The sequence below is a fragment of the Sphaerisporangium perillae genome, from assembly GCF_023276435.1.
GTDB classification, from domain to species: domain Bacteria; phylum Actinomycetota; class Actinomycetes; order Streptosporangiales; family Streptosporangiaceae; genus Sphaerisporangium; species Sphaerisporangium perillae.
Genome location: NZ_JALLPO010000096.1, coordinates 1 through 2199, shown reverse-complemented (window position 1 = coordinate 2199; position 2199 = coordinate 1). Strand labels below are relative to the sequence as shown.

The 2199-nt window shown below is 70.4% G+C and carries 4 protein-coding genes and 1 pseudogene; 4 read left to right on the top strand and 1 reads right to left on the bottom strand.

Annotated features, from left to right (window positions below):
* The 4 genes and pseudogenes from MYF83_RS42100 to MYF83_RS44745 all read left to right on the top strand — a co-directional run.
* Positions 1 to 518: cellulose binding domain-containing protein (locus MYF83_RS42100; RefSeq protein WP_248966427.1), on the top strand; the 518-nt coding region annotated here is incomplete at its 5' end.
* A pseudogene (locus MYF83_RS44750) lies at positions 503 to 940 on the top strand (TIM-barrel domain-containing protein); the annotation flags it as partial. The gene MYF83_RS42100 and the pseudogene MYF83_RS44750, both read left to right, overlap by 16 nt.
* A 130-nt stretch (positions 941 to 1070) precedes the next feature.
* Positions 1071 to 1634: a TIM-barrel domain-containing protein gene (locus tag MYF83_RS43535; protein ID WP_308201592.1), complete on the top strand. Its 564-nt coding sequence runs from the start codon at positions 1071 to 1073 to the stop codon at positions 1632 to 1634.
* Complete coding sequence (locus MYF83_RS44745; protein ID WP_372500419.1) at positions 1544 to 1735, top strand: glycoside hydrolase family 31 family protein; 192 nt, start codon at positions 1544 to 1546, stop codon at positions 1733 to 1735. Before MYF83_RS43535 ends, MYF83_RS44745 begins: the two co-directional genes overlap by 91 nt.
* Before the next feature lie 249 nt (positions 1736 to 1984).
* Here MYF83_RS44745 and MYF83_RS42090 read toward each other — a convergent pair.
* Positions 1985 to 2199, bottom strand: a 215-nt coding sequence (locus tag MYF83_RS42090) for a hypothetical protein (protein ID WP_175600297.1), incomplete at its 5' end; no start/stop codon positions are given.

Here is a 2199-nt window from a genome sequence, read left to right as displayed (position 1 = left end):
TGGCCGTGTCACGCTGCGTCGGCATCACCGTGTGGGGCGTCCGCGACTCCGACTCCTGGCGCTCGGGCGACACCCCGCTACTGTTCGACGGCAACGGCAACAAGAAGGCCGCCTACACCTCCGTCCTGAACGCACTCAACAGCGCCGACCCGAACCCGAACCCGACACCGACCCCGACACCGACCCCGACGCCCACTCCGACGCCTACGCCGACTCCGGTTCCGGGGGCGTGTTCGGCGACGATCGAGACGGTCAACAGCTGGTCGGGGGGGTTCCAGTCGACGGTGACCGTCCGTGCGGGCAGTTCGCCGGTCAGCGGGTGGACGGTGAAGTGGACCTGGCCCGGAGGGCAGACCATCAGCAGCCTGTGGAACGGCCAGCAGACCGTGTCCGGCTCCAGCGTGAGCGTCCGCAACGCCTCCTACAACGGCTCCATCGCGGCGGGCTCCTCAACCACCTTCGGCTTCACCGCCAACGGCACCGCGGCCACCCCCACGGCCACCTGCACCAGCCCCTGATTCGATTCGGGCCGGGCGGTGGTCTCCGCCGCCCGGCCCGTACACGCTGCGCGGAGTACGAGCCCGGCGAGGAGCCGCACCGGCTGTCCGACTACCGCTTCCCCGCCGGCGGGCCGTGGCCGGACCCGAAAGGCATGGTCGACGAGCTGCACGCGCGTGACGTCAAGGTGCTGCTCTGGCAGATCCCGCTCATGAAGATGCGGCCGCATCCCACCGGCCAGGCCAGGGTCGACGCCGGCGCAGCCCTCCAGCGAGGTCTCGTCATCCGGGAGGCGGACGGCCGGCCGTACCGTAACAGGGGCTGGTGGTTCCCGCTCGCCCTCATGCCGGACCTCAGCTCCGACGAGGCGCGCAACTGGTGGACGGCCAGGCGCCGCTACCTCGTCGAGGAGGTCGGCGTCGACGGGTTCAAGACCGACGGCGGTGAACACGCGTGGGGCCGTGATCTGCGCTACGCCGACGGTCGCCGGGGCGCGAGCGGCAACGGGTTGTTCCCCGTGCACTACGCGCGCGCGTTCGGCGACCTGGCTGCGCTCGTGCGGCAAGGCCCCGGTGACGTTCAGCCGCGCGGGGTTCGCCGGGTCGCAGCCACACGGCGCGTTCTGGGCGGGCGACGAGGACTCGACGTGGGAGGCGTACCGCTCCTCCGTCATCGCCGGGATCACCGCGTCGGCCTGCGGCATCGTCTACTGGGGCTGGGACCTCGCGAGGTTCTCCGGCGACGTCCCCTCCGCGGAGCTGTACCTGCGGGCGGCAGGGACCTCCGCGTTCATGCCGATCATGCAGTACCACTCGGAGTTCAACCACCATCGCTCGCCGTCCCGCGACCGGACCCCGTGGAACATCGCCCGGCGTACGGGCGACGAGCGGGTGCTCCCGGTGTTCAGGAAGTTCGCTCACCTGCGCGAGCGGCTCGTGCCGTACCTGGCCGAGCAGGCGCGGGTCGCGGTCGCAGGCGGCCCGCCGCTGATGCGCGGCCTGTTCTTCGACCACCCGGCCGGTACCAGCTCAGCGACGCCCTGCTCGTGCTACCCGTCGCCGACCCCGGCGCCGTGGACGTGCGGGCGTACGTACCCGCCGGTGAGTGGGTCGACGTGTGGACCGGCTCGCCCGTGAGCGGATCGCAGGAGGTCACCCTGCCGGCCCCGATCGACCGGCCTCCAGTGCTGTGCAAGGCCGACCACTGGCCCGACCTTTCCTTCGTGTTCACAACCTGACCGCGAAGCTCGCCACCCGATGGCGAGCCAGGTGGACAGCTCGTTGGCGGTGTGACCGGGGGCGAACTGGAATGTCCGGCCGCGGATCTCCGCGGCAGCCGGGTAGAGCGAAACATGCTGGGAGGAACCGGAGGTGTCATTTCGCGAACCCACCGGTTCTGCTCCACCGCAGCGTGTCGGACCCGCGCCGGAAGACGACCACCTTCCCTCCGTCGCGGGCCGACACCCGCAGGTCGCGCATGGGGACCGTCAGACTTCTTCGACGCTGCTCGGCTCGCGCCGCGACAGGTCGATGCCGAGCTCCTCCGCCGCGCGGAAGACATCCTCGTCGGTGTCGCGCATCTCGATGGACATGCCGTCGCTGGAGAGCACCTCGACGTTGAGGCACAGCGACTGCATTTCCTTGATGAGGACCTTGAAGGACTCAGGGATACCCGGCTCGGGGATGTTCTCGCCCTTGACGA